The sequence below is a fragment of the Candidatus Pelagibacter sp. Uisw_099_02 genome (assembly GCF_047727625.1).
Classification (GTDB): domain Bacteria; phylum Pseudomonadota; class Alphaproteobacteria; order Pelagibacterales; family Pelagibacteraceae; genus Pelagibacter.
Genome location: NZ_CP159822.1, coordinates 540891 through 565321, shown reverse-complemented (window position 1 = coordinate 565321; position 24431 = coordinate 540891). Strand labels below are relative to the sequence as shown.

Here is a 24431-nt window from a genome sequence, read left to right as displayed (position 1 = left end):
AATTAATTAATAATTTTTGATATATAATCCTTTAAATTTATATTACCAAAATATTTAAAGACCTTATTATTCAAATTAACACTCGATAGTGCTGAAGCGTATCTTTCACCAGGTCTTTTTTTTGTCAATTTTATTCTAGAACCAAACATTTTAGCCACCTGCATAATTGTATAACTCTTACGATTAGAGATACTATAATGTCTACATTTATTATTTTTCCATGCCAAATAACAAATTTCAACAGTATCTAAAATATGTGTAAACCTTCTTGATTGAGTGCCTGGTTTGACAACATTTAATATTTTCTTATTTTTATAACAATCTTCAAAGATTCCAATTACAGTTGACATTTTACCGGTGCAGATTTGATTTGGACCATAAACATTATAGAAATAAATTATTTCGAATTTAAAATTGAACCATTTTTTTAAATTTTCAAGTAATTCTAAATTTTTTGCCTTTGTGAATGCATAAGGTGAGAGATTTTTGTCATCACCCTTATTACCCAATGTAGCTGAAGTAGCTGAATAAATAAGTTTTATCTTATTACTTAAACAATAATTAAATACCGCATTTGAGCCAATTGTATTTGAGTCAATACAATCATTCATATTAATAAAACTTTGGTAAATACGAGCAAATTCCCCAAAATGAAATATAGAATTTATTATTTTTGGCTTCTTTAATAATTTTGCTATATGTTTAGTGTCAGATTTTAAGTATTTAACTCTAACATTTTTAATATGGTTTCTTTTAAAACCTGATGAATAATTGTCTATACTTATGATATTAAATTTAGTTTTATTGATAAGTAAGGAAATAAGGTTTGAACCAACGAAACCAGCACCACCAGTAACAACAATTGTATTTTTTTTCATATTAAATATTTACACTTAAGCCATCGTAGCCTGGTATTATATTATTAGGTAGTATTTTCAAGAGTTTTTTATAGTCAAGATCTGAATGTAAATTTGTTAAAATAGTTTTTTTGGGTTTTAAATTTGAGTGAATTTTAAACACCTCTTCTAAACAAAAATGTGAAGGATGCTTATTATATCTTAAACAGTCTATAATTAAATATTTTAGATTTTTAAAATACCTAATATCTTTTTCATAAAATTTGTTTGCATCACTAGCATATGCAAGTTTATCATTTATAATATAAGCTATTGAGTCAATTAAACCATGTTTTACTGGTATCGCCCTAATCTTAATATTACGTTTTAAACTACTTAAATAAAAAGTTTTTTTTAAAGTCCTAAGTTTTAATATAGCTGGATAATCATATTTATTTACAAAACAATATGAGAAATTATTATTTAAATATCTAGATGTTAGGTTGTCACAATAAACAGGTATCTTATTTTTATTTTTTAAATAAAATATTCTTAGATCGTTGATACCGTGAGTTTGGTCAGCATGAAAATGTGTATATAAAACACTATCTATTGTTGTTATCTTTTCAGACAATAATTGATTTCTTAAATCGGGACTAGTATCAATTAATGTATTTTTTTTATTGAAAGAAATTAATGCAGAACATCTAGTTCTATGATTTTTTTTATTACTTGGATCACAATTTCCAAAATATCCATCTGGTCTTGGCACGCCCATTGAGCTACCAGTTCCTAAAAGTGTAAATTTTATATTCATTTAAAAAATAAATTATTAAAATTGTCTGTTGTAATTTGAGACATATCATTATCATCTAAACCTTTTAATTTAGCCAAGACAGATAAAGTATACTTAATAAATGATGGTTCATTTTTTTTACCTCTCATAGGTATAGGTGCTAGAAAAGGACTATCTGTTTCAATAAGAAGTTTTTCCAGTGGTAACATTTTAAAAGTATGTTGAAGTTCTGTACTATTTTTAAAGGTAATTATTCCGCTTGCAGAAAAAAAAGCATTAAGTGATAGAAGTTTTTTTGAAAACTCAAGTGATCCAGTAAAACAGTGCATCAAAATTTTTAAATTAGCATTTTTATATGAATTAAGAATCTCAAAGGTTTCTTTTTCGGCATTTCTGGAGTGAATAATTATAGGCTTATTAAGCTCGATAGAAGCTTCGATATGATGCTTAAAACTACTTATTTGCTTGTCTCTGTTGCTATGATTATAAAAAAAATCTAAACCAGTTTCACCTATACCAATAATCTTATTATTTTCTTTAACAGATCTAATAATTGTTTCTTTATCAACTTGATTCTTCTCAGTTTCATGAGGGTGTATTCCATACGTACCAAAAATTATTTCATCTTGCTCAACTATAGTTTTAATTTTTTCAAAACTTTCAAGTGTTGTACAAATTGTTAATAGCTTTGTAATTCCAATTTTTCTTGATCTTTTTACAACATCAAGAAGATTCTCTATCAGAGGTGAATGATCTAAATGGCAATGTGAATCAATCATTATCTTTTTCTATTTTTTTAAATAAGATATCAATTCGTTTTAAATTATCCCCTGGTATTAAATTTTTGTGTATGGCTATAGACTCAATTTTTATATCTAAAGGATTAAGATTAAAAATTTTCAAAACTTTTTCAATAGTATCTGGAATTATAGGATAAAGCATAAAAGAAATTTTTCTAATTAACTCTAAAGATGTATAGACAATAGTATTTAGCCTATCTTTATCATCCTTTTTTTTCCAAGGTTCTTGATCATTAAAATATTTATTTGCTTCAAATAAAGCATTTACTATAAAGTTTATATAAAAATTAACATTTTGTTTGTCAATTTCTTCTCTTATTATGGGAAGATTTTTTGTAAATTTATCTAAAATTATAAGATCTTCTTCATTAAAGTTTTTAATCTCAGGTACTTTTAATGAACAATTTTTTTCTGCAAATGCAGTAACTCTTTGACACAAATTACCATAATTATTTGCTAAATCACTATTTATACAATCCTCTAATTTATCTTGAGATATATTTCCATCATTACCAAAAGATACTTCTTTAATTAAATAGTATCTCAAAGGATCTAGACCATAAATGTCAATTATATCTAGTGGGTCCAAAATATTTCCTTTTGATTTTGACATTTTTTCTTCACCAGACAAAATCCAACCATGTCCATAAACTTTCTCTGGTAAAGGGATTTTTGCTGCCATTAAAAAAGCAGGCCAATAAACAGCATGAAACCTTAGAATATCTTTTCCTATTAAATGAAGAGATGCAGGCCAAAATTTTTTAAACAATTTGTCATTTGTATCGGGGTAATTGAGAGCACTAATATAGTTTGTTAAAGCATCTAACCACACATAAATAACATGCTCAGGGTTGTTGGGTACTTTAATTCCCCATGAAAATGCTTTTCTACTAATGGATAAATCTTTCAAGCCACCTTTCACAAAACTAACTACCTCATTTTTTCTTGATTTTGGTGAAATAAAATCAGGATTTTTTTCATAATAGTTTAAAAGATCATTTTCCCACTTTGATAATCTAAAAAAATAAGACTCTTCCTCAATCCATTCAACAGGAGATCCTGAGACTTCAGCAATCTTAATTTCATCTTTATTGATTATTTCATCCTCACCATAGAATGCTTCATCAGATACTGAATACCATCCTGAGTATTTTGAAAGGTAAATGTCATTATTTTTTTCAAGTTCTGACCATAAATACTGTACAGTTTTTTTATGCCTGTCTTCGGTTGTTCTGATAAAATCTGTGTTAGATAAATTTAATGTTTTAGAAAGATCTCTAAAGGTTTGACTAATTTGATCACAAAAATTTAACGGTTCAATATTTTTAGTTTCAGCAGCACGTTGAATTTTTAGCCCATGTTCGTCAGTTCCGGTTAAAAAATGTACGTCAAAACCATCAATACGCTTAAATCTAGCAAAAAAGTCAGCAATTATACTAGAGTAAGCATGACCCATGTGAGGTTTTGCTGAAGGATAATATATTGGGGTTGTTATATAAAAATTTTTATCCATTTAATAGTTTTGATTTGAATTCTAAAAATAAACTTTCTTCATCAAGGTTGAATTTTTCTGTATTGTGAATTCTTCTATTAAAATTATAGTAAAGACTTAGTAATGTTTTTTTTATATTAGTTAATTTGTACTCTTTTAAAAAAAATAACTCAATAAAGTTAATTAACATATTTTTTACAAATTTATCTTTTTTATACAAAGCATTATCAATTAAAAAGTTTATAAAATTAACCAATGTATAATCTCTAAGGTTTATATCTTTATCCTTAGAAAAATTAATCAAATCAATAATTTCACCTGGGGAGTTGTAATAACTGATTAAATCAGGATTTATTAGCTGAAATATATCATCGTTCAATATTTGATTTGATACATGTATTGATTGATTGAAAGTAAGATTAATTTTGAAAGTTAAGCATCTAGATTTCAAAGTAGGTAAAATAAATTTCTCAGAATTATTAACTAAAATAAAAAAAATATTTTCGTTAGGTTCTTCAATAATTTTAAGTAACGCATTAACTGAGCTTTTATTAAGATTTTCAATATTATCAATCAATATAAATCTAGCCATATTATTAAATGTAGATTTATTAGTATAAGAGATCATTTTTCTAATTTGAGAGACGTCAATATTCTTTTTATCATTTAATAAATCAATCAAATAAAAATTTGGATGTGAGTTGTTTTTTAATAATCTAAAAGATTTATTTTCATTATTAATCAAAAAATTTAATGAATCGTATTTATATTCTTCGTTTGAAGATAAAATATAATTTATAATATGATAAGCTAAAGTTGATTTACCCAACCCTTTTTTCCCTGATAATAAAATCTTATTAGGCATTTTTTTTTCATCATAAAGTTTTTTTATTTCATTAAAAAAATTATTCATTCCATATAAATTTATATTCTCTGAAGGTTTTAAATTCATATTTAAATCAAATCATCAATTTTATTTAATATAATTTTTTCATTATATTTAATATTTAAGTTAGAATCTATCTGCATATATTTTTTTGGATTTTTTTTTAAAATTTTTAAAAACCCATTTTGTACTTTACTATAGAAAATATAATCAAATTTATCATATCTGTTTAATATTTTTCTATTCATCAACCTATCTTTCATATTTTTTTTATTAACAGTATTTAAAAAAGTAAAATCAATATTTATATTTTTTAACAAGAAATTATTAATATTTTTAATAAATTTGAGATTTACTCCCATTCCATAATGTTGATAAGCTATAGTTGAGTCGGTAAATCTATCAATTAATATGATTTTTTTTCCAATATTTGTTTTTATTATCTCTATATTTTCACTTCTTGCAGATAAGTATAACAATAAGTCTGTGTAATTATTAAAAGAGGATTTATTATCTAAAATAAGTTTTCTTATTTTCTCTGAGTTTTTACTTCCACCTGGCTCTCTTATTTGAATAAAATCTTTCTTCTTTGATCTTAGATATTTTGCTACTTTATTTATATGATGGGATTTTCCAGTCCCTTCTATACCTTCAAAGACTATAATTAATTTTCTAGACATCACCCCAAATCAAAAAATTAATTGATTTCATTAATCTAGAAAAAACATTTAATTTTTTAACATTATCAATGGCGTATAAGTCATATTTTTCTATGAGTTTATCTTTATAAGAAACTTTTAACACACCTAAAATTTCGTCTTTTTTAATAGGTGCAGGAATTGGACCATTATAAGTAATTGAAACTTTCATATATTTTTTACGTGCTTTTGGAATTGTTTTATAAATATCAGTTTTTACATATACTCCAATTGTTTTTTTTTTACCTAACCAAACTTCCACTTCATCTATTGGAACATTTGTTTTTGCAATTTCAATTAAATCAAAATTAGTTAAACCCCACGTTAAAAGTTTAGCACTTTCTTTCGATCTATCTTTTTTTGAGTCAAAACCACTTGCAACAGCTATTAGTCTTCTTCCATTCCTATAAACAGAAGAGGCTAACGAGTATTTTTCAACTGCTAAATAGCCTGTTTTAATACCATCAACACCAAAGTTTTTGTATAAAAGTGGATTTCTATTACCTTGAGTAATGGGATCGCCACCAGTTCTATCCCAAGTAAATTCTTTTTCAGAAAAAAATTTATACTCCACAGGAAATTCTTTAATAAGATAATTAGACATAATCATAATATCTTTAACTGTAGAAATATTTTCAGTATTATTTATTCCCGATGAATTAGCAAAATTTGTATTTTCCATGCCTATTTCTTTTGCTTTTGCGGTCATCATAATAGCAAATTCTTCTTCTGTGCCTGCTATACCTTCAGCTAAAGCAACACATGCATCGTTACCAGAGGCAACTATTATTCCTTTGAGTAAATTTTCGACACTCACTTCGTCACCAACCATTATAAACATAGAAGAATAACCAGCTGAAGATAATCTCCAAGCATTTTCAGAAACCAAAAATTTTTCATCTAAATTTAGATCACCACTTTTTATCAAATCAAACGCAATTATAGCGGTCATAATTTTTGTCATAGAGGCAGGGTATATCGATTTATCAGGATCCTTCTCATATAATATTTCTCCTGAAAGATAATCTTGCAATATTGCAGTTCTTGCTTTTATATCAAACGCAGCATTGGAGCTAAATGTTAAAAGAAGTGTTATTATAAGTGTTAAAAATTTTATTTTAATCATTTTTTATAATTTCGATGTTTTCAAACTCAAGTATGCTTATATCATTAAATGATTTTTGTAGAGAGATAATGTTGTCAAAAGGACCTAAGTAAACTCTATATTTAGTATCAGTAATTTTTTTTATTTTAGGATTTTTAATTGGACTCTCAATCCTGATTCTATTCAACATCACTAGTGCAGTATTATGAAAGAAAAAATCTGCAATTTTTATAGAATAGGAAAAATCTATATTTGTTTTTTTTTCATTATTATTTTTATCAACATTCAAATCATTAATACTAATATTATTCACTGGCGCTTTAACGGCAACATTTTTTTCTTCCTCATAAGTCTTTGCTTTTTTGGCAATAAAAATTGAATTTTCAAGTATTTCTATAATCTCAACATAGGGCTGGTTTATATCTAGATCTAACTCATCCGCTATCCGTGTAGACAATACGGCATTATTAAATGAAGGGTAATTAGTTTTCCTTCCTACTGTAGCTATTAATGATTTATTATTCAGAATATTAGTAATTTTGACTTGTGTATTATTTTTTAAATTTTTTTGAAATATAATTAAGCTTCGTTCCTCGATTTTTCTATTTATAATTTTTTTTTGATAGAGATTTTTGTTATAAATTAAAGCAAAGCCTTTGTTTGTGTAACCATTAATAATAGTAATAGTAGGTTTATTTGTAACTAAATTTCCTGTTGTGCAATTAGTTATAAGCAAAAAAAAAGTAAAAATTAGTAAATTTTTATAAAACATTTTCAAACTTATCCTTTAGTGTACATACAGCTAAACCAAACCTTAAAGATCTATTCCACTGAAGTATCTTTTCATAATTTTCAAAAACTATATAAGCAGGTTCTAAATTTTCAGAGTTAGGAATTATATCTTTGTCTGGCGTAATGATGGATCCGATTAAATCATCATTTATTGTAAAATCATTTTTATTTTTAATAAAATTTTTTAAGTTTCCAAATTTATTTTTACTATGTAGTTTTTTGGCAGATGTATTTAATAAATCTTTTGGAACATTTTTAGTTAATTTAACCCTAATAAAACATGGTTGATTTTTCTTCCAACCAATTTTGTTAATATAATTAGCAGCTGATGCAAAAGAGTCTTTTGTAGATTTAAGTTCAATTATTTTATTTTTATCATAATCAATTGCATAACGTTCAATAGTAGAAGGCATAAATTGAAAATTACCAAATGCACCCGCCCACGATCCATATAAAATATTATGGTCAATTTTTTTAGTCTCAACTAGTTGAAGTAAGGTAATGAGCTCTTTTGTAAAAAATTCTGACCTTCTTTCATCAAAACTTAGTGTAGCTAATGATGATAAGATATCCATTTTACCTACATATGTTCCAAAATTTGTTTCAATTCCCATTAAGGCTAGCAGTAAACTCTTTTCAACTGAAAATTTTTTGTCAATTACGTTAATAAAAATTTCATTTGATTTATACAGTTTAGTTCCCTGTTTAACTTTAAGGTTAGATGATCTTTTTGATATATAGGTTTTTGTATCTTCATAAAATTCTGGTTGAAAACGATCATATTTTATAACTTTAGGTAAAAAAACTACATCAGACATTGCTATATCAAATGTTGTTTCAGAAATATTATTTTCTAATGCATAAGTTTTAAAATTCTTAAGCCATTCATCAAATGATTTATCAATTGCTCTTGGTGCTTCAATAGAAAGAAGTAGGAATAATGTTATAAAAAAATTAATTTTTTTCATATAAATCTTTTAAATAAATAACTACAGCAATCCATATTAAAATGAAACTTAATGACTTTTCAAATGAAAAAGGTTCATTATAATAAAAAAAACCAAGTAAAAATTGAAAAGTTGGAGTTATATAGAATATCATTCCAGTAGGACCAAGACCACACAACTCAACACCTCTTACATACATAAAAAGAGGTATAACAGTCATTGGGCCTGCTAACATAAGTATTAACATTAAGGGTGGGTTGGATAAACTGAAATCATTTAGATTATTTTGAAAAATTAAAAAAAAAGAAATCAAAGCAAAAGGAAAAATGAAAAGACTTTCGACTAATAAACCAACATCAGTATCAACATTAATTTTTTTTCTTAATAAATTATAAAAACCCCAGCTAAGTGCAACAATTATTCCAACCCAAGGGATTCCATCAAAATTTAAGAACAGAAGAAATAATATTGAAATTAAGACCAATACAATTGAAAGTCCTCTTTTTTTATTAATTTTTTCTCCATAAAAAATATAACCCAAGAAAACACTTAAAATAGGCATTATGAAATATCCAAAACTTGCATCAATAATCCTTTCGGTCCCTACCGCATATATCCAGGTAGCCCAATTAATAAATATTAAAAAGCCAGAAAAAAATAACCAAATTAGTTTTTTTTTATTAGAAATGATCTCAAAAAAAATATTCCATTTGGAAAAATAGAAAGTAGATATAATTAATACAACAGATGTCCATACACACCGATGTATAACGACCTCAATAGGCCCAACAAATGATATGTATTTAAAATAGATAACTCCTATTACGCCCCACCAAAAAGATCCCAAAGCTGTTAAAGTTATACCTTTATTGAAGTTTTGATTTTTCATTATATTAATATTTAAGGTATTAATTCATTATATGATTAATTTTTCAATTTAATTGTTGAATTAAAATTTTATAATAATAAAACCTTGCTACGGAGAGATGGCAGAGCGGTTGAATGCACCGGTCTTGAAAACCGGCAAAGGGGCAACTCTTTCCTGAGTTCGAATCTCAGTCTCTCCGCCATTATTTATTTTCATATTCGTATACTTTAAATAGTTCAGTAACTTTATTTTTTTCAATCTTGATTGACATTTCCAGACCTTGGTTTAATTTATAGAGGTTTTCATCATCATGATCTAACAAATTGCATAGAAGAAGTAGTTCATTATCATCTAATTGATTGATGTATATTTTGGTAAATGAGCCTAATAATTTATCCATTTCCTTTGTGCCTCTATAGTTAGCGCGATAAATTATTTTATTTTTTAATTCCTTTATATTAATGATCATAAATTTTTTATATATTCTATTTAACATGAAAAATATAAATAATTATGATTATTTATTAGCTGACCTTACAAAATTAAATGGTGTAGGTAAAAAAACCATGGAAATTTTAAAGAAGAAAAAGGTCAATAATATTTTTGATCTACTATGGAGATTACCAAAATCATATACTGATAGAACGTTAGTGAGTAAAATTTGTGATCTTCAAATAGGCGTGACACAAACTATCCGAATTGTTCCAGTAAAATATCAGTTTCCAAGAGTTAGAAATTTACCTAATAAAGTTAATTGTCACGACCAAACAGGAAAAATCGATTGCATTTTTTTTAATAGTCATGAGGGGTATATAAGAAAGATTTTACCATTAAATAAAGAGATAACAATTAGTGGAAAGATTGGCAACTATAAAGGACGATATCAAATTACAAATCCAACTTATATTTCACAAGATAGTTCATTAGTAGAAACTATAGATAATAAATATTCTTTAACAGAAGGTATTACTGAAAAAACTTATAATAATATTATTAATCAAATTTTAAAAAATTTACCAGTATTAACGGAATGGCATGATGAGGATGTATTAAAATTTTTTAACAATGAAAGCTGGAACGACTCTATAGTTAAATTACATGATCCTACAAATATTGAAAATTATAAATCAAGCTTCTATAAAAGACTTGCGTATGATGAGATACTAGCATCATTTTTAGTTAATTCTGAAATTAGAAAAAAAATTAAAAAAATTAAAAAAGATTCAAAAAAATTTACTAAGAAGGCTCATAATAATATCATTGACAAGTTAAATTTTAATCTTACGAATGATCAAAATAAATCATTAAATGATATTAATAAAGATCTAAGCTCTAAAAGTAAAATGTTTAGACTTTTGCAGGGAGATGTAGGAAGTGGAAAAACTATTGTTGCTTTAATTAGCTCCTTAAGTGTTATTAATTCAGGGTTTCAAGTAGCATTGATGGCCCCAACAGAAATATTAGCTAGACAACACTACGTATTAGCAAAGAAATTGTTTCCTAAAGATATTTGCATTGAATTGCTTTCAAGTAAAAGTGAGAATGCTGAAAAAAAAAGAATTGTTAAAGAACTAAATGATAATAAAGTTAATATGGTTTTTGGTACTCATGCAATATTCCAAAAGAAAATAATTTTTGCAAATCTTGGCTATATTATTATTGATGAACAGCACAAATTTGGTGTAAGACAAAGAAAATTATTATCAGATAAGGGTGGTGACAATTGTGACATTCTTTTAATGTCAGCCACACCGATACCTAGAACTTTAACTATGTCTGTATATGGGGATATGGATATTTCTATTATTAAAGAAAAACCAAGCCATAGAAAAGAAGTCAAAACTTACAGTAAATTAGAAAGTAAAATAGATGACATTATTAATTTTGTAAAAAAAGAAATAAAAGAAGGAAACCAGGTATTTTGGGTTTGTCCATTAATTGAAGAATCTAAAAAGTTAGACCATCAATCATCTGTTACTAAATATGATTATTTGAATAAAATTTTCCCAAATAAAGTTGCTCTGTTACATGGTAAAATTAACAATGAAGAAAAAGAAATAATATTAAATAAATTCTTAAATAAAGAATATTCAATTTTAGTTTCTACAACGATTATAGAGGTGGGTATCGACTTTCCTAATGCAAATGTAATCATAATAGAGAACGCTAATAAATTTGGACTATCTCAACTTCATCAATTAAGAGGAAGGGTTGGCCGGGGTAATAAACAAGCTAGCTGTATACTGGTATTTAAATCTAACTTAAGTGTTAATGCTAAAAAAAGAATTAATATTTTAAAGAATTCAAATGATGGATTTGAAATATCTGAAGAAGATATGAAGTTAAGGGGTTTTGGAGATTTGCTTGGTTTTAAACAAAGTGGTGTTAAAAATTATAGATTGGCAGACCCTATTCAAAATGAAGACCTTTTTTTAATGGCTGAAAAAGAAATTAAAAAGATTGAATTAGAAAATACAAATATTAATAAATATAATGCATTACTAAAATTGTATGATCAAGCAGATATAATTAATGACATGGTTTAACTTCTTGGTGTTGAAGTACCTGCGGAAACTATAAATTTAGACGCTTCCTCAAAACTCATATCTAAATATATCAAATCATCTTTAGGAATCATTAATAAAAAACCACTCGTAGGGTTTGGTGTTGTTGGAACAAAAACATTTATAAGAACTTGATTTGTTTTAGATTTGATTTCACCTGTGTTTTCTTTTGTAGCAAATCCTACTGCCCAAGAACCCTTTCTCGGATACTCAACCAATACTACACTTTTTTTATTACTATTTTGATTTCTAAAAGAATCAGTCATCTGACCAATTGCTGAATAGATAGTCCTAAGTATGGGTATTCTTTTAAATAAATCATCAATTATTTCTAAAAATTTTTTACCTATAAAAGATAATGAAAGACCACCAATGATTGTAATGAAAATAAGTGTTAAAATAATTTCTATACCTGGAATAGCATAAGGTAGGTATGTGTTTGGATTTAATCCTGAAGGAACTAATCTAGTTGAAAAATTAATTAAGAATTTGCTTAAGTAAAGTGTAAACCCTATGGGTATAAGAACTATAACTCCAGTAAAGAAATAGTTTCTCAATCTTAATGGAAATGATTTTTTTTTTTTTTTGACATATAATCTATTGGTAACTGGAGTAGATAACAAATGAAATTGCTATAATAAAAAGAATTAATAAAATTTTATTGTTTAAATTCATATAAATTTGTAATCATATAAATATCAAAAATTTATTAAAATGAATAGAAGAAAATTTTTAAATTATATTGGATGTGGTTGTTGTGGTGTTGTGATTAATGGATGCTCTACAGCACCTATTACAGATAGAAGACAATTAAAGATTATACCAAAGTCTAAATTAAATGCTCAAGCTGCACAAATCTATGAAAAAGTTAAAAAAAAAGAAAAGATGAGTGAGGATATTGAGTCACTTAATCAAATTAAAGATATTGGAAAAAGAATGGAGGTGTCAATTTCTGAATATTTTAATAAAACTGGTATTGATGACCCAACTACTAATTTTGACTGGGAATATATATTAATAGAAAACAAGAAAGTTAAAAATGCCTGGTGTATGCCGGGAGGGAAAATAGCTATCTACACTGGAATTTTAGAAGTTACTAAAAATACAAATGGCTTAGCGTCAGTAATGGGTCATGAAATTGCACATGCTGTTGCTAAACACTCCATCGAAAGAGCAAGTAGAGGTGTGCTTTTACAAACTAGTACTTCGTTAATTGATATTTTTTCTGGAGGAAAGCTTGGGCAAATAAATCAAGCTACTGGAATGAATACTGTAGGGCTACTTTCTCAAATAGGAATCATGAATCCCTTTTCCAGAACACAGGAGAGTGAGGCAGACTATTTAGGGATGATTTTTGCATCATTGTCAGGTTTTGATATACGTGAAACAAAAAAATTATGGGAGAGAATGAAAGAAGCAAACAAAGGCAAAGAGCCACCTCAATTTATGAGCACTCATCCATCATCTGACACAAGAATTAAAAACTTAACTGAATGGGAAAATACGATAATTTTAGATTACCCACCAATAACACTTGGCTAAAAAAGTTATCATTTCAAATATAATAAATAATTATATTTTATTTTATTTTATTTTTAAGAACTAAAATGTCTCCACTCAATTCAAGTGATAATAAAATAGTGTTTTGTTTTTCAAAATATAATATATCTCTTATACGGTCTCCTATAAAAATTTCTTCTAGATAAATAATTTTATTATAATTTTCATCAAATTTAACACGGTACAAAGTTTTTTTATTTAAAGATGATATTAAAAAATTGTCTTGCCATAAAATTGAAAATTTATTAGAAAGTCTTATAACTTCAGATATTCCTATACTCGGTAAAAAGGAAAAAATTGGCTCTTTATAACCATATTTAAAATGGTCTTTTTTATAATGAAATTTTTTATTTAAAAATTATTAAAATTATTTTTTGGTGAGCCCTGATGGACTCGAACCATCGACCCATTCCTTAAAAGAAAGTTACACAACAATATAATTTACATTTTAAAAGAAAAAACCTTCATTTAACGTTCGTATGAGGTGATTAAAAGTTAAGAGATACGTAAAATCAAAATTATAAAACCGTACACTCTTCGTACACTCTAGTTTTGTAATTTTTAATAAAAGTGTACGAAAAGGAATTTACACAACGAAGCAGGACTTACACAACCGTTAAAGGGAATTACACAACAGGTGTGCGAAAAATTAGAGTGTTTTTAAAAAGTGTAAGTTTTTTTGATGTGTAGTTCCGTACAGAGGAATTACTTGGTGAATAGTTTCCTTAATAATTTAATTTACTAATAATTAATGTCTGTAAGCTCTAAATTAAACCTATCAGGTGGACATAATAAAAGCATACCCATACCAGCAAAGTCATCCCAATGATATACGCCTTTTCGTTTTTTAGGATTAGTAGAACCCATAACTAACATCATTCTTACCCCTTTTAAATTTTCTTTAAATTCAGGTTCTGCTTCTAAACCTTTTTTAATAATCTTATTTTTAAAAATTTTATTATCCCAATCTTGATAAAAAGAAGCTTCTATCATTTTCATGCAGAGTTTATGTTTTTCAATGTTTAAGCTTTTTTCATCCTTGATCTTTAATTTTGCTATTTTCTCTTCTTTTATTTTTTTTTCTCTCTCTTTAATTTCTTTTTTTCTTGCTAATAATTCCTGTTTTTTTCTTTCTTTTTCTTCTTTAGCTATTTGCTTTGTAGCCAATTTTTCTTGTTTTAATCTTTCTTTTTCTTCTTTTAAAATTTGCTCAGGTGTTTTTTTGTTTTTTTCCAAATTCTCGGCTTTCTTAATCTTTAATTCTTCAATTTCTTTCTGTAATGCTAATTTTTCTTCCTCAAGCTTTTTCTTTTCCTCTTCAAGTTTTTGCTCAGCAGCCAACCGTTCTTCCTCAAATTTTCTCTTATCTTCTTCAAGTTTTTGCTCAGCAGCTAGACGTTCTTCCTCTAATTTTCTCTTTTCTTCTTCAAGTTTTTGCTCAGCAGCTAATTTTTCTTGCTCCATTTTTTTCTTTTTCTCTTCTTCGGCTTTTTTTTGAGCTATTAAAAGTTCTTTTTTCCTATTCTCAACTACTTTTTTTTTTGCAGCTTCAATTGTTTTTTTTAATTTTGTTTTGGATGAATTATTTAATTGAAATAATGTTTCAAAAGTATTTTCTTTAATTAAAACTTCTAAATAGGTACCTTTTAACAAATATAACGCAGTATCTTTATTTTTTGGTTTATTATTATAAAGTGCCATTGCTATGTTATTATAAACATCTGAATACTCATTATGGCTTATCCAATAAAAGCATTTTGATTTTTTCTTTTTTAAAGAAAATTTGTATTTGATATTATTAAATGTTGATACACATGCTCCTCTATCAGGTCCTGATGGAAAAACGGCGTCAGCATTTGCATTAACACTACTTGAGAAAATAAACAAAATAATAAGTATATTGAATAATTTTTTCATTATAGCTAATTTCTAAATCGTACACTCACCGTACACCTTTTTTGAAAAATACTTAAGAGTAAAAAAAATGGATTATTTTAGTCATTAAATGGAAGTTTTCTGGTGAGCCCTGATGGACTCGAACCATCGACCCATTCCTTAAAAGGGAATTGCTCTACCAACTGAGCTAAGGGCCCACATAAAAATTAAATAAGTTAAGATTGATGTTTTTTTTATTAAATTTTAAAAAAAAACTATTGGTTAAGTCTTCTTTAAAATTTTTAAATTTCTTTACACTTAAAAATTTAAACAATAAAAAAATATCTATACTAAATAAATTTTATTACCAAAAAACAATTATTTATTCCATAACTTGAGTAATTGCAAATATTTAAATTACAACTTATCAATGTATTCATCATGAAAGTTATCAAATATTCCTTTTTTAATACTATCTCTAATAGCAGACATTAATTCTTGATAAAAATTGATGTTATGAAGTGTTAAGAGTGTTGAGCCTAAAATTTCATTCGTATTAAAAAGATGGTTTAAATAGTTTTTGGAGTACTTATTCAAACTTAAATTTGCACAATGTTTATCTAATGGATCATTATCATTTTTAAATTTGTTATTTTTTATATTTATTCTACCATTCCAAGTGAAGGCTAGCCCCGTTCTGCCAGATCTAGTAGGCATTACACAATCAAACATATCCACTCCTCTCTTTACAGCTCCTAAAATATCGGCAGGAGTTCCAACGCCCATAAGATATCTTGGTTTGTCTTTGGGCATTTCTTCTTTAATATCATCTAATACATTAAACATTTCATTTTGAGTCTCTCCAACAGCTAAACCACCAATAGCATAACCATCAAAGCCAATTTTTGTAAGTGAATTAAGAGATTTGATTCTTAAGTCTTTAAATAAACCTCCCTGAACTATTCCAAAAAGTGCTTTATGAGGATTTAATCCAAAAGCTACTTTAGATCTTTCAGCCCAATGTATAGATAATTCCATAGATTTGTTAATAATATTATGGTCAGTAGTTTTTTAGGACATTCATCCATTATCATCACAATGTCTGAATTTAAACCTTTTTGAATCCTTATGCTTTCTTCAGGACTTAATACAAATTTTTTACCATCTACATGAGAATTAAAAATTGCACCTTTGTTTCTATCCACTTTATTAAGTTTTGAAAGAGACATGACTTGAAAGCCACCTGAGTCAGTCAGAATAGGAAGCTTACAATTCATAAATTTATGAAGGCCTCCTGCAGATATTATTCTATCAACACCAGGTCTAATCATTAAATGATATGTATTTGATAAAATTATTTCAGAACCTGTTTTGATAACATCATCAATTAAACAGGCTTTAACTGTGGCTTGAGTTCCAACAGGCATAAAAGCTGGTGTTTGAATATTTCCTCTATGAGTTTCAATTAACCCAGCTCTTGCAAATTTATCATTTTCAATAACATTAAATTTGAATTTTTTTAATGCCATCTATATTATGGAAATTATTTAAAACTGATAATCTTATCTGGATCAGAAACTGAACCGTTATTATTTTCATCACCTCTTTTAATTTTATCAACTAGCTCCATACCTTCAATAACTTTACCAAACACAGTATATTGTCTATCTAAAAATGATGCTTCTTTAAAACAAATAAAAAATTGACTATTAGCACTATTTGGATCTTGAGATCTTGCCATAGATAGTGTTCCTCTTTCGTGAGGTAGATCACTAAACTCTTCTTTAAGATCTGGCAATTCAGAGCCACCCATTCCAGCTCTCTTTAAATTAAACTCTTTGCTTGATGAGTTACCAAATTTGACATCACCAGTTTGGGCCATAAAACCATCAATCACACGGTGAAAAACCACACCATCATATTTCCCTTCATCAGCAAGTTGCCTAATTCTCTTAACGTGATTTGGGGCTATGTCTTCAAAAAGCTCAATTTTAACATCTCCATCTTTAAGTTTTAAAATCATTATATTTTCCTTTGCTATTAAGTTGTTGGTTAGTATAAAAAATAAAATTAAGAATTTTGTTAAAAATTTATTCATATTTTTCTTTTAAAGACATTATTGTACTTTTTGTAGTAAATTTTTTGATATCTCCCTTTAATCGTACAATTTCCTTTACAAATTTGGACGAAATTATTTGATTCTCGACATCGGACATCAAAAAAATTGTTTCTATATTGTTATTTAATTTTCTATTCATTCCTGCTAATTGAAATTCATATTCAAAGTCAGAAACAGCTCTTAAACCTCTTAAAATAATATTTGACTTATATTTTTTGCACAAATCTGTTGTTAAAGAAGTAAAAGAAATAATTTCAATTTTTTTTTTATCAAATCTTAAATCAACAAAAAGTGCTTTTTTAACTAATTCGATACGCTCAGATGAGTTGAAAAGATAATTTTTATTTGTTCCATCCGATGCCGCAACTACAACTTTGTCAAATAACTTTAAAGCTTTCTTGATAACATCAATATGACCAAACGTTATTGGATCAAACGTGCCAGGATATATGGCGACTTTTTTCATTAAGCCAAGTTATCATCAATTTTTATTGCTGAAACAACTTTTTCATCACCAGATAGTTTAATAATTCTTACACCTTGAGTATTTCTTCCAGCAGTTCTTATTTCTTTAACTGCAACTCTAATAACTCTACCCTTGTTTGTTGATATCATTATTTCATCTAGTTCAAAAACTGGAAAAGAAGAACAAATATTGCCATTTCTAGGAGAATTGATTATACCAATGATACCCTTACCACCTCTATTAGTTACCCTGTAATCTAAATGAGAAGTTTTCTTTCCAAAACCATTTTCTGTAATTGATAAAACAAATCTTTCTTGTTTTGTTGAGTCATCATTTTTATCTTTATTATCTTTTTTTCCTTTATTTTGATTTACAATTGAGAGAGAAACTATTTCATCACTAGGAGCTAATTCGATTCCCTTAATTCCTTTTGAAGATCTTCCTTTAAATATTCTAAGTTTTTTTGATTCAAATCTAATACATTTTCCATTTTTTGTACTTAGCATTATATCTTGATCATCTTTGCATATTTCAACACCAACAATTTTATCACTAGAATCAAGTTTCATTGCAATTTTTCCAGCTGCATTAATGGATGAAAAATCTTCAAGACTATTTTTTCTTACTTTCCCTTTTGCTGTAGCAAAAACTATTTGTAGATTTTTCAAATCACTTTCATCTTCAGGAAATGGCATTATAGAGCTAATCGATTGGTGACTTTTCAAAGGTAAAATATTAAATAATGATTTACCTTTTGAAGTAGTTGATCCTTCAGGAATTTTCCATGCTTTAATCTTATAAACTAGCCCCTCTGTTGAAAAGAATAAAACAGCTGTATGAGTATTGACAGATAAAGTTTGAATAACAGAATCAGCATCTCTTGTAGTGATACCTGACTTTCCTTTTCCACCTCTTTTTTGTTGCTTAACATTACTTAGAGCGCCTCTTTTTATATAACCCTGAAGAGTTACAGTAATGATTACTGATTCTTTTTGGATTGTTTCTTCGATATCGTAGTTTAATATAGCGTCAATAATCTTAGTTCTTCTTGGCACAGCAAATTTTTCTTTAATAGACATAAGCTCTTCGCTTATAACTTTTAATAGTTCTTTTTTTGAATTAAGAATTTTTTTAAAAGATTTGATTAAATCTGCTAATTTTTTAATCTCTACTTCAATTTCATTTATCCCTAAGGCAGTTAATTTTTGAAGTCTAAGTTCTAAAATTGCTACAACTTGTGTATCAGAAAATGAATATAAATTTTTACTTTTTTTGTCTTCAACTAGAGAAATTAACTTTAAAGATTTATTAATTTTCCATTTAATAGTTAATAAAGATTTTTTAGCATCATCAGGAGTTTTTGATGATCTTATAATCTTTATAATCTTATCTAGATTCTCTACTGATACAGAAAGACCAATTAATATGTGAGCTCTATCTTCTGCTTTTTTTAAATCAAATTTAGTTTTTTTAATAACTACTTCTTCACGGAATTTTAAAAAATTAGTTAAAAAATCTTTTAAATTACAAATCTTTGGCTTTCCATCAACAATGGCAAGCGTATTAAAACCAAATGAGCTTTCTATGGACGTATTTTTATAAAGTTGTCTTTTAATTGTTTCTGGCTCAACGCCATTTCTTAAGTCAATTGCAACACGTATACCTTCTCTGTTTGACTCGTCTCTTATATCTCTAATGCCTTCAATTTTTTTCTCTCTTACTAATTGAGCTATTCTCTCGTTTAAAACTGATTTATTAACTTGGTAAGGCACTGAAGTAATGACAAGTCTTTCTCTGCCATTTTTTTGTGCTTCAACACTAATCTCACCTCTAATTTTAAAAGATCCTCTACCAACATTATAACCAGCTTTAATAATCTCTTTTCCAATAATAACTCCACCGGTTGGAAAATCGGGACCGGGTATGTGTTTCATTAATTCTTTAATTTTGAGATCTTTATTTTCAATTAAGGCTAAAGTTCCATTTATTATTTCACCAAGGTTATGAGGGGGAATACTTGTTGCCATTCCAACAGCGATACCACCGGCTCCATTTACTAATAAATTAGGATATTGAGCAGGTAAAACAGTTGGTTCTTTTTCTGTTTCATCATAGTTACTTTTATAATCAACAGTATTTTTTTCTATGTCATCAATTAAGTATTGTGAAACTTTAGCTAATCTTGTTTCTGTGTACCTCATTGCTGCAGCCGGATCACCATCTATTGACCCAAAATTACCTTGCCCTTGAACTAAAGGTAAGCTCATTGAAAAATCCTGAACCATTCTAACGAGAGCATCATAAACCGACTGGTCACCATGAGGGTGATATTTACCAATAACATCACCTACAATCCTTGCAGATTTTCTAAACTGTTTTGACCAATCATAACCACCTTTATACATGGCAAATAGTATTCTTCTGTGCACAGGCTTTAAACCATCTCTAACATCTGGAAGTGCTCTACTAACAATTACACTCATAGCATAAGATAAGTAGGATGAGCTCATCTCATCGTGCATTGAAATGAGTTTTATATTTTTGTCTTTAGGAATTTCTGTATCTTTCATAGAAACTAAAATGGAATTTCATCATCCATATCATTAGGGGCTTGGGGGCTATCATCAGGATTGCTAGCAACAGCTTGCGAATTGTCATTTTGAATACCACCACCGCCAGTGTTTCCACCACCCAACATTGTTAGGGAAGAGTTATATCCTTGAATTACAATTTCTGTTGAATACTTGTCTTGACCAGATTTTTCGTCTTTCCATTTTCTAGTTGTTATTTGTCCTTCAACATAAATCTGTGCACCTTTTTTTAAATATTGCTGAACAACATTTACCAACCCATCATTGAATACAACTATACGGTGCCACTCTGTCTTTTCTTTTTTTTCACCTGTTGTCTTGTCTTTCCATGATTGGCTAGTAGCTAAACTTAAGGTAGCAAGACTTTTGCCATTTGACATTTGTTTGATTTCTGGGTCTGCGCCTAAACGCCCAATTAATAATACTTTATTTAAACTTCCAGCCATAATATTTATAATTCTTTATTAATTTAATTAATTTTATATCACAATATAAACTCAATATTAATTTTATTAATTTAAAGCAACTAAAATTATGATTAAAAAGATAGTTATTAAGGGTGCAAAAGAGCATAACTTAAAGAATGTTTCAGTAGAAATACCTAAAGATCAGTTTGTTGTAATTACTGGTCTTTCTGGTTCAGGAAAATCCTCATTAGCATTTGACACTGTCTATGCCGAAGGACAAAGAAGATACGTTGAAAGTTTATCAGCTTATGCTCGTCAATTTTTGGATAAAATGAAAAAACCAAATGTTGATCTTATCGAGGGATTAAGTCCAGCTATAGCCATAGAGCAAAAAAATACATCTAAAAATCCAAGATCAACTGTTGCAACAGTTACTGAAATTTATGACTATATGAGAGTGTTGTATGCAAGGGCTGGTGTTCCCTACTCACCATTCACAGGAAAGCCAATTACATCGCAAACAATAACCCAAATCGTTGATTTAATAAAAAAATTACCTAAAAAATCTACAATTTATATTTTTGCTCCTGTGGTTAGAGGTCGTAAAGGTGAGTATAGAAAAGATATTTTAAGTTATAAAAGAAGAGGTTTTAGAAAAATTAAAATTGATGAAGTCATATATGAAATTGATAATGCACCTAATTTAGATAAAAAGCTCAAGCATGACATATCTGTTTTAGTTGATAGAATTGTCTTGAATTCAAATCTTGGTAATAGACTTGCTGAAAGTATTGAGACAGCTGTAAATTTATCAAATGGATTGGTATTTGTTGAGTACGAAGATGAAACATTGCCACAAAAATTTAGAAAAATTGAAAAATTAATTTATTCTACAAAATTTGCTTGTCCAGAAAGTGGTTTTACAATTGAAGAGATTGAGCCAAGACTTTTTTCTTTTAATAGTCCTTACGGAGCGTGTGCAGAATGTGAGGGCATAGGTATTAAATTGAATGTAGATCCAAATTTAGTAGTTCCTGATGAGAAAAAAAGTATAGCTGATGGTGCTATAGAGCCATGGGCCAAATCAACAACATTATATTACGCTCAAACCTTAGCCTCTATTGCTAAACATTATGGAATTTCTTTAGATGAGAGATGGAAAAAACTTCCAAAAAAATTTAGAGATGTAATATTGTTTGGATCGGATGAAGAAGAAATTAAGTTTGTTTATGATGATGGTTATGAAAAATATTCTCATAAAAAAACTTTTGAAGGTGTAATAAATAATCTTGAAAGAAGATTTCTTGAATCTGACAGTGAATGGAAGAGAGAAGCGATAGCTGAATACCAATCTGATTCTGATTGTGAAGGATGTAACGGTAATAGATTAAAAGAAGAAGCCTTATGTGTTAAAATTGATAATCAGAATATAAGCGAAGTAACTAAAAAATCTATTCTAGATGCAGCTAAATGGTTCAAAGGTTTAGAGCAAAATCTTGATAAACGACAATTTAAGATAGCAGAACATATTTTAAAAGAAATTAATGAAAGACTAACGTTTCTTTTAAATGTTGGACTTGAATATTTAACATTATCAAGAGAGTCAGGTACTCTTTCTGGGGGTGAGGCTCAAAGAATAAGACTCGCATCACAAATAGGTTCTGGATTAACTGGTGTACTGTATGTACTTGATGAACCCTCTATAGGATTACATCAAAAAGATAATGTTAAATTAATAAATGCATTAAAAAGACTTAGAGATTTAGGTAACACTGTAATTGTTGTTGAGCATGATACGGAAACTATGGAAAATGCAGATCATATAATAGATATGGGTCCAGAAGCCGGAACTAATGGTGGTGAAATAATTGCACAAGGTACTTATGATGAAATACTAAAAAATAAAAACAGTATTACTGGTCAATACTTATCTCATAAAAAGTATATAGAAATTCCAAGAACCAGAAGGCTTGCAAAAAATGGAAGATTTGTTGAAATTAATGGTGCTAGTGGAAATAACTTGAACAACGTTAATCTTAGAATTCCAACAGGAAGTTTTACTTGCGTAACTGGTGTTTCAGGTAGCGGTAAATCAACACTAATATTACAAACATTATATCATGCGTTAAATTTAACTTTGAATAACAAAGCTAGAAAAGTCCCTAAAGAATTTAAGAGTTATAAAGGTGTTGAGCTTATAGATAAAATAATTGATATAGATCAGTCTCCTATAGGAAGAACACCTAGGTCAAACCCAGCAACTTATACAGGAGCTTTTGGCCCCATTAGAGATTGGTTTACAGCATTACCAGAATCAAAAACAAGAGGATACAAACCTGGAAGATTTTCATTTAACGTTAAAGGTGGAAGATGTGAAGCTTGTGAAGGTGATGGTGTAATTACATACGAGATGCACTTCTTACCTGATGTTTATATCCAGTGTGATGAATGCAAGGGAACCAGGTACAATAGAGAAACTCTTGAGATAAAATTCAAAGATAAAAGTATTGCCGATGTTTTGGATATGTCTGTTGATGAGGGATGTGAATATTTTGAAAACATTTCAAATATAAAAACTAAGCTATTAACATTAAAAAAAGTTGGGCTTGGTTATATAAAAATTGGACAGCAGGCAACAACACTTTCTGGTGGTGAGGCTCAACGTATTAAATTAGCTAAGGAATTATCAAAAAGATCTACAGGAAGAACTATGTACATATTAGATGAGCCTACTACAGGTCTTCATCAGCACGATATTAAAAAACTATTAGAAATATTGCACACATTTGTAGCTCTAGGAAATACAGTTGTTGTTATTGAACATAATCTGGATGTAATTAAAACAGCAGACTATATTGTCGATATGGGACCTGAAGGTGGTGTCAAAGGTGGTAATATTATCGCAGAGGGTAAACCTGAGGATATTATCAAAATAAAAGGTAGTTATACTGGCGAATTCTTAAAACCTATGCTCGAAGAAAAATTTAAAAAGAAGTTAAAGATTTAAACAATTAGTGTATAAAGGATTCTTATTATGGGAAATTTACTATCATCTCTACCAAAAACAATTCATGCATCATTAGCTTTAGCTATAATCTTTTTTCTAGGGTTATTTTATGGTAATGGTGGTTTCGATTTTGATACAATTTTTTGGAGTTGGTTAACAAGATTGATCCATGTAACAGTTGCTATTATGTGGATTGGGCTTCTTTGGTATTTTAACTTTGTACAAATTCCAAACATGCCGAAAATCCCTGATGAACAAAAACCTGCTATAGGCAAAGTTATAGCTCCAGCCGCATTGTTTTATTTTAGATGGGCTGCTTTACTTACTATAATATCAGGATTAATTTTAGCTTATTTAAATGGTTATTTACACGATGCTATGACTTTAGGTGGTGGTGGAAAAAATACAGCTATCGGTATTGGTATGTGGCTTGGTTTATATATGGCATTTAATGTTTGGTTTATAATTTGGCCAAATCAAAAAAGAGCATTAGGTATTGTTGAATGTGAACCTGATGTTAAGGCAAAATCAGCAAGAACAGCAATGTTGTTTTCAAGAACAAATACTCTTTTATCGTTACCAATGTTACTTTCAATGGTAGCAGCTCAAAACCTTTATTAAA

General features: G+C 27.9%; 21 protein-coding genes, 2 tRNA genes and 2 pseudogenes. 5 read left to right on the top strand and 20 right to left on the bottom strand.

Annotated elements, in window-relative coordinates; all coding sequences use genetic code 11:
- Positions 1–2 precede the first annotated feature (2 nt).
- The 10 genes from ABXT47_RS03020 to rarD are packed head-to-tail and all read right to left on the bottom strand — an operon-like array spanning position 3 to position 9241.
- Positions 3–878 carry an NAD-dependent epimerase/dehydratase family protein gene (locus ABXT47_RS03020; protein WP_415309262.1) on the bottom strand — a complete coding sequence of 292 codons (876 nt, stop codon included), beginning with the start codon at positions 876–878 and terminating at the stop codon, positions 3–5.
- 1 nt (position 879) lies between these two features.
- Positions 880–1653, bottom strand: coding sequence for an MBL fold metallo-hydrolase (locus ABXT47_RS03015; RefSeq protein ID WP_415309261.1), 774 nt, complete (start codon positions 1651–1653; stop codon positions 880–882).
- Entirely contained in the window at positions 1650–2411 is a 762-nt protein-coding gene (locus tag ABXT47_RS03010; RefSeq protein ID WP_415309260.1) for a TatD family hydrolase, read from the bottom strand. The genes ABXT47_RS03015 and ABXT47_RS03010 overlap by 4 nt, the downstream gene beginning before the upstream one ends.
- Complete coding sequence (gene metG, locus ABXT47_RS03005; RefSeq protein WP_415309259.1) at positions 2404–3945, bottom strand: methionine--tRNA ligase; 1542 nt, start codon at positions 3943–3945, stop codon at positions 2404–2406. Before metG ends, ABXT47_RS03010 begins: the two co-directional genes overlap by 8 nt.
- Positions 3938–4876 carry an AAA family ATPase gene (locus tag ABXT47_RS03000; protein ID WP_415309258.1) on the bottom strand — a complete coding sequence of 313 codons (939 nt, stop codon included), beginning with the start codon at positions 4874–4876 and terminating at the stop codon, positions 3938–3940. The genes metG and ABXT47_RS03000 overlap by 8 nt, the downstream gene beginning before the upstream one ends.
- Positions 4877–4878: 2 nt before the next feature.
- A complete protein-coding gene (gene tmk / locus ABXT47_RS02995) occupies positions 4879–5490 on the bottom strand; it encodes a dTMP kinase (protein WP_415309257.1) in 612 nt (203 codons plus the stop codon).
- Positions 5483–6634, bottom strand: a complete 1152-nt coding sequence (locus tag ABXT47_RS02990; RefSeq protein ID WP_415309256.1) for a D-alanyl-D-alanine carboxypeptidase family protein — start codon at positions 6632–6634, stop codon at positions 5483–5485. Before ABXT47_RS02990 ends, tmk begins: the two co-directional genes overlap by 8 nt.
- Complete coding sequence (locus ABXT47_RS02985) at positions 6627–7385, bottom strand: hypothetical protein (protein WP_415309255.1); 759 nt, start codon at positions 7383–7385, stop codon at positions 6627–6629. The genes ABXT47_RS02990 and ABXT47_RS02985 overlap by 8 nt, the downstream gene beginning before the upstream one ends.
- On the bottom strand, positions 7375–8373 hold the full coding sequence (locus ABXT47_RS02980; RefSeq protein WP_415309254.1) for a lytic murein transglycosylase: 999 nt from the start codon (positions 8371–8373) through the stop codon (positions 7375–7377). Before ABXT47_RS02980 ends, ABXT47_RS02985 begins: the two co-directional genes overlap by 11 nt.
- Positions 8360–9241, bottom strand: coding sequence for an EamA family transporter RarD (gene rarD, locus ABXT47_RS02975; protein WP_415309253.1), 882 nt, complete (start codon positions 9239–9241; stop codon positions 8360–8362). The genes ABXT47_RS02980 and rarD overlap by 14 nt, the downstream gene beginning before the upstream one ends.
- Positions 9242–9332: 91 nt before the next feature.
- Between rarD and ABXT47_RS02970 the strand changes: the two genes are divergently transcribed.
- A tRNA-Ser gene (locus ABXT47_RS02970) sits at positions 9333–9422 on the top strand.
- Here the strand turns inward: ABXT47_RS02970 and ABXT47_RS02965 are convergent.
- Positions 9423–9689, bottom strand: a complete 267-nt coding sequence (locus tag ABXT47_RS02965) for a succinate dehydrogenase assembly factor 2 (RefSeq protein ID WP_415309252.1) — start codon at positions 9687–9689, stop codon at positions 9423–9425.
- A gap of 25 nt (positions 9690–9714) precedes the next feature.
- Here ABXT47_RS02965 and ABXT47_RS02960 point away from each other — a divergent pair, with 25 nt between their 5' ends.
- Entirely contained in the window at positions 9715–11766 is a 2052-nt protein-coding gene (locus ABXT47_RS02960; protein WP_415309251.1) for an ATP-dependent DNA helicase RecG, read from the top strand.
- Here ABXT47_RS02960 and ABXT47_RS02955 read toward each other — a convergent pair.
- Positions 11763–12407, bottom strand: a complete 645-nt coding sequence (locus ABXT47_RS02955) for a DUF502 domain-containing protein (RefSeq protein ID WP_415309250.1) — start codon at positions 12405–12407, stop codon at positions 11763–11765. The genes ABXT47_RS02960 and ABXT47_RS02955 overlap by 4 nt on opposite strands.
- Positions 12408–12498: 91 nt before the next feature.
- Here ABXT47_RS02955 and ABXT47_RS02950 point away from each other — a divergent pair, with 91 nt between their 5' ends.
- On the top strand, positions 12499–13326 hold the full coding sequence (locus ABXT47_RS02950; RefSeq protein WP_415309249.1) for a M48 family metallopeptidase: 828 nt from the start codon (positions 12499–12501) through the stop codon (positions 13324–13326).
- Positions 13327–13363: 37 nt separating this feature from the next.
- On the opposite strand, the pseudogene ABXT47_RS02945 reads toward ABXT47_RS02950, so the two are convergent.
- From ABXT47_RS02945 to ssb, 8 genes and pseudogenes are all read right to left on the bottom strand, one after another.
- Positions 13364–13663 (bottom strand): annotated as a pseudogene (locus ABXT47_RS02945) (PQQ-dependent sugar dehydrogenase); the annotation flags it as partial.
- 422 nt (positions 13664–14085) lie between these two features.
- Positions 14086–15261, bottom strand: coding sequence for a hypothetical protein (locus tag ABXT47_RS02940; protein WP_415309248.1), 1176 nt, complete (start codon positions 15259–15261; stop codon positions 14086–14088).
- Between the two features lie 100 nt (positions 15262–15361).
- Positions 15362–15437, bottom strand: a tRNA-Lys gene (locus tag ABXT47_RS02935).
- A gap of 199 nt (positions 15438–15636) precedes the next feature.
- Positions 15637–16748 (bottom strand): annotated as a pseudogene (gene tgt / locus ABXT47_RS02930) (tRNA guanosine(34) transglycosylase Tgt).
- 14 nt (positions 16749–16762) lie between these two features.
- Positions 16763–17317: a peptidylprolyl isomerase gene (locus ABXT47_RS02925; RefSeq protein WP_415309247.1), complete on the bottom strand. Its 555-nt coding sequence runs from the start codon at positions 17315–17317 to the stop codon at positions 16763–16765.
- A complete protein-coding gene (gene coaD / locus ABXT47_RS02920; protein ID WP_415309246.1) occupies positions 17310–17804 on the bottom strand; it encodes a pantetheine-phosphate adenylyltransferase in 495 nt (164 codons plus the stop codon). Before coaD ends, ABXT47_RS02925 begins: the two co-directional genes overlap by 8 nt.
- A complete protein-coding gene (gyrA, locus tag ABXT47_RS02915) occupies positions 17804–20374 on the bottom strand; it encodes a DNA gyrase subunit A (protein WP_415309245.1) in 2571 nt (856 codons plus the stop codon). The genes coaD and gyrA overlap by 1 nt, the downstream gene beginning before the upstream one ends.
- 5 nt (positions 20375–20379) lie before the next feature.
- The gene (gene ssb, locus ABXT47_RS02910) at positions 20380–20841 is read right to left on the bottom strand and encodes a single-stranded DNA-binding protein (RefSeq protein WP_415309244.1); all 462 of its coding nucleotides are present in this window, start codon (positions 20839–20841) and stop codon (positions 20380–20382) included.
- Positions 20842–20929: 88 nt separating this feature from the next.
- On the opposite strand from ssb, the gene uvrA reads away from it, so the two are divergent.
- Together uvrA and ABXT47_RS02900 are read left to right on the top strand one after the other, a co-directional pair.
- Positions 20930–23809: an excinuclease ABC subunit UvrA gene (gene uvrA / locus ABXT47_RS02905; protein ID WP_415309243.1), complete on the top strand. Its 2880-nt coding sequence runs from the start codon at positions 20930–20932 to the stop codon at positions 23807–23809.
- A gap of 27 nt (positions 23810–23836) precedes the next feature.
- Entirely contained in the window at positions 23837–24430 is a 594-nt protein-coding gene (locus tag ABXT47_RS02900) for a urate hydroxylase PuuD (RefSeq protein WP_415309242.1), read from the top strand.
- Position 24431: the final 1 nt, after the last annotated feature.